Origin of the sequence: Microbacterium sp. CPCC 204701 (assembly GCF_004010105.1) — a bacterium.
Classification (GTDB): domain Bacteria; phylum Actinomycetota; class Actinomycetes; order Actinomycetales; family Microbacteriaceae; genus Microbacterium.
In genome coordinates this window covers 1-3,568 of sequence record NZ_RRYE01000314.1, presented here as the reverse complement: position 1 = coordinate 3,568, position 3,568 = coordinate 1, and the positions used below count along the sequence as shown (strand labels likewise).

Below are 3,568 nucleotides of genomic sequence, written 5' to 3'. Positions count from 1 at the left end.
CGACGTCGTCGGCCTTGCGCAGCGCCTCGGCCTGCTCGGCACGCAGCTTCTCGGCATCCGCCTGATGCTCGTCGATCGTGCTGGACCGCCGTTCGGCGTCGATCGAGGCCTCAGCCGCACGCGCCTTCGCGGACTCTGCCGCGGCCGCAGCTGCCGCGGCATCGGCACGGGCTCGCGCCGCCTCGGCCTCGTGCTCTCGAGCCTGGAGGTCGGTCTCACGCGCGCCGGCGCGCAGCTTCTCGGCCCGCTCGTGCCGGTGCTCGAGCTGCCGCGTCCGCCGCTTGCGTGACGTCATGATCATCGCGATCACCACGATCGCGAGCAGGATGACGATGCCGACGATGATCCAGATCAGGGTGCTCGTATCCACGGGTGGACTCCTTCCCCTCGCGCGCCGGAGGAGGATCCCGGCGCTCCCGGGGCCTACGCAACCGCAGGGCCTGCGCTCGTGGCAAACGGCTTGCGTCGCGCGGGACGGTGCGCTAGGTGCTCAGCTCCACACGCTGGGGGCCTCGGCCCGCGTGGGCGGAAGAGCGGATGCCGCGGCCCACTCGTGCACCCAGTCCTCCACCTCCGGGATCCCCTCGGGGCGCCCGACGGCCGCGAACAGCTCCTCGTGCGAGAGCGTGCCGCCGGCGCGCTTCATCATGCGCGCGCGGATGATCGCGCGGGCGTAGACCTCGCCCTCGACGACGGCCCGGTGCTCCAGATAGAGCGCCTTGTCGTCGTGGCCGATCATGCGCGACTCGACGTCGAAGCGCTGCCACAGGTTCAGCGACTTGCGGAACGTCACCGTCTCGCTCGAGACCACCGCGTACCACCCGCGTTCCTTCATGACGTCCCACAGCCCGGTGCGCACGAGCAGGTCCCAGCGTCCGAGGTCGAACAGCGACAGGTAGCGGCCGTTGTTCATGTGCTGCAGCAGGTCGATGTCGGTGGGCAGCGTTGTGAGCCGCACGCGCCCGATCTCGGTGGGCCCGAGCCGCCCGGACCGCCGTACACGCCGCCGCGCCGTGAGCATCACCATGAGGGTCCGCCAGATCACGTTCACGAGGTGCGATCGTAGCGATCCGCGCCCGATTCACCCATTCGGTTGTCGGATGCCGACAGACGCGCCGGGCGTGTGCGTCGCATTTCATGCGCGCGCGACCTTGATTTCGCCTCGTGGCACGGCGCGCGTAGAGTCTGGCCCATGGAAGCCGAACTCCAGACCGACATCGTCGTCCGTCCGGTGCGGGACGTCGACGCCGAAGCCCTCGGCCGCGTGCACGCCACCTGCTGGCACGAGACGTACGACCACCTCATCAGCAAGGCCGCCCTCGAAGCGGTCTCGCCCAAGCGCATGGCCGAGCTGTGGACCCACTGGGCCGTGCAGGGTCCAGAGTTCAAGATGTACGCCGCCCTCGTGAACGGTGAGATCGTCGGTTTCGCGGGGTCCGGCCCCGCCCGCGACCGGGATGCCCCGCGGTTTCGAGAGCTCTACTTCATCTACCTTCTCGACGCCCACCACGGCACCGGGATCGGGCAGAAGCTCTTCGACGCGGTCGTCGAGAAGGACGAGCCGCTCTATCTGTGGGTCGCCGAAGACAACCCGCGCGCGCACCGGTTCTACACGCGCAACGGCTTCGCACTCGACGGAGCCTCGCACACCGAGCCGTTCCTCGGCGAGACCCTCACTGAGGTGCGCTTCGTGCGCTGACTCCGAAGACCTCCAGAGGCGTGTCCGGTTCGCCGGGCACGCCTCTTCATTCGGCATCGGCAAGACTGGGAGCATGTCGCCTCGCCCCGCGCTCTCCGTCTGGCCCCTCGAGGGAATTCCCGAGATCACCGCGGGCGCCGACCTCGTCGACGTCATCGCGCGGGCCGGCGGCTCCGATCTCGCCGACGGCGACATCCTCGTCGTGACCTCGAAGATCGTCTCGAAGGCCGAGGGCAGATTCGTCGTCGCCGACGACCGCGAAGACGCCATCACCGCCGAGACCGTCCGGGTCGTGGCAGCCCGCACGTTCCCGGGCGGCGCGACGACGCGCATCGTCGAGAACCGGCTCGGCATGGTGTCGGCCGCGGCGGGGGTCGACGCGTCGAACACGCCCGAGGGCACGGTGCTGCTGCTGCCGGTCGACCCCGACGCGTCGGCGCGCGCGATCGCCGCGGGACTGCGCGAGCGGCTCGGGATCGAGGTCGGCGTGATCGTGTCGGACACCCTCGGCCGCGCGTGGCGCGAAGGTCAGACCGATCACGCCATCGGCGCGGGCGGCGTGCACGTCTTCGAGGATCTTCGCGGGGCGACCGATGCCGAGGGCCGCCCGCTCGTCGTCACCATGCCGTGCGTCGCCGACGAGCTGGCGGCGGCGACCGATCTCGTCAAGGGCAAGGCGGCGCGCCTGCCGATCGCCGTGGTCCGTGGCCGCGCGGATCTCGTCGGATCCCTCGACCTGCCCGGCGCCCGCTCGATCGTGCGCCCGCTCGAGCGCGACATGTTCCGGCTCGGTGCCGACGAGGCCTACGCCGAAGGGTTCGCCGCGGGCCAGGCGTCGGCCCGCGGCGACGTCGCCGACGCCTTCCAGTCCGGCCCGTAGCCCGACGAGCGCGGCGTCAGCGCTCCGATCGCAGCACGGCCTCTCCCGCCGACACCTCGACATGGATCGTGCGGGTCGCGCGGGGGTCGGATCCGATGCCGTTGTCGAATCCGCCGGCCGAGACATCGGACTGCACGGCGTAGTCCCCGTCGGGAACGGTGAGCTTCAGGGACCCCGCACTCACGTCGACCTCCACGGAGTCGGGCTGCGTGCCAGACAGGCGGGCATCCAGCGACCCGGCGCTGACCGAGAGGTTCGCCTCGCCGACGTCCTCGAGGTCGAGCTCACCGCGCCCCGCGCTCACCTCGGCCGACACCGACCGCGCCGCGCCGGCGATGTCGAACGAGCCCGCGCCGAGCGACACGTCCAGCTCGCCGAACGTCCCGTCCGCGACGAGGTCCCCCGCTGACAGCGACATGTCGGCGTCCACGCCTTCGAGGCTCGAGGGCAGGCGCAGGACCGCGTCGCCGCTGCGATCGCCGAACCATCCGCTCCAGCCCCATCCGAACCAGCCGAGCCAGCCGGACCGGTCGGGCGAGGCGATCTCGAGGGTGTCGCCGTCACGCTCGAAGCGCCACCGCTCGGAACCCCAAGAACTGGTCACCTCGAGCTCGGCCTCGTCGACGTCGCCGAACTCGACGCGCACGACGCCGGCCGATGCGTCGAGATCCACATCGTCGACGCCTGCGACCGCGACGGTGCGCGTCGAGGTGTGCACCGACGCCGATGCGATCGTCCCGACCACCGCCGAGACCACGGTCACTCCCAGCACGACGGCGCCGAGGACGATCGCGACGATCGCGACCGCGCGGGCACCGTCCGAGGCAGGCGCGGGCGGTGGCGCGGGCGTTCCGGGGGCGGGCGGAGGCGGCGTGACGGTCGTGCTCATCGGTTCGTTCCTGTCTGCGGCGCGCGGCCGCTCGATGTCGTTCCGGTCGGCGGGTTCGGGCCGCCCCGCGGTGGAGCGGGCGGGGGCGGGACCGGGCTGC

Annotated in this window: 4 protein-coding genes and 1 pseudogene; 2 read left to right on the top strand and 3 right to left on the bottom strand. The window is 71.6% G+C overall.

What is annotated here, in order from left to right:
* A pseudogene (locus EIO58_RS14550) lies at positions 1–370 on the bottom strand (hypothetical protein); the annotation flags it as partial.
* Positions 371–490: 120 nt separating this feature from the next.
* A complete protein-coding gene (locus EIO58_RS14545; RefSeq protein WP_127820131.1) occupies positions 491–1,051 on the bottom strand; it encodes an acyl-CoA thioesterase in 561 nt (186 codons plus the stop codon).
* 141 nt (positions 1,052–1,192) lie between these two features.
* Between EIO58_RS14545 and EIO58_RS14540 the strand changes: the two genes are divergently transcribed.
* Positions 1,193–1,699 (top strand): GNAT family N-acetyltransferase, encoded by a 507-nt coding sequence (locus EIO58_RS14540; protein ID WP_127820130.1) that lies wholly within the window; start codon positions 1,193–1,195, stop codon positions 1,697–1,699.
* Between the two features lie 73 nt (positions 1,700–1,772).
* Complete coding sequence (gene cofE / locus EIO58_RS14535) at positions 1,773–2,579, top strand: coenzyme F420-0:L-glutamate ligase (RefSeq protein ID WP_127820129.1); 807 nt, start codon at positions 1,773–1,775, stop codon at positions 2,577–2,579.
* A gap of 16 nt (positions 2,580–2,595) precedes the next feature.
* Here the strand turns inward: cofE and EIO58_RS14530 are convergent, their stop codons facing one another.
* The gene (locus EIO58_RS14530) at positions 2,596–3,468 is read right to left on the bottom strand and encodes a DUF4097 family beta strand repeat-containing protein (protein WP_127820128.1); all 873 of its coding nucleotides are present in this window, start codon (positions 3,466–3,468) and stop codon (positions 2,596–2,598) included.
* Between the last annotated feature and the right edge of the window lie 100 nt (positions 3,469–3,568).

What these genes read in the sequence shown, in the direction of transcription:
- EIO58_RS14540 (WP_127820130.1), top strand. Translation starts at nt 1,193, where the DNA reads ATGGAAGCCGAACTCCAGACCGACATCGTCGTCCGTCCGGTGCGGGAC.
- cofE (WP_127820129.1), top strand. Translation starts at nt 1,773, where the DNA reads ATGTCGCCTCGCCCCGCGCTCTCCGTCTGGCCCCTCGAGGGAATTCCC.
- EIO58_RS14530 (WP_127820128.1), bottom strand. Translation starts at nt 3,468, where the DNA reads ATGAGCACGACCGTCACGCCGCCTCCGCCCGCCCCCGGAACGCCCGCG.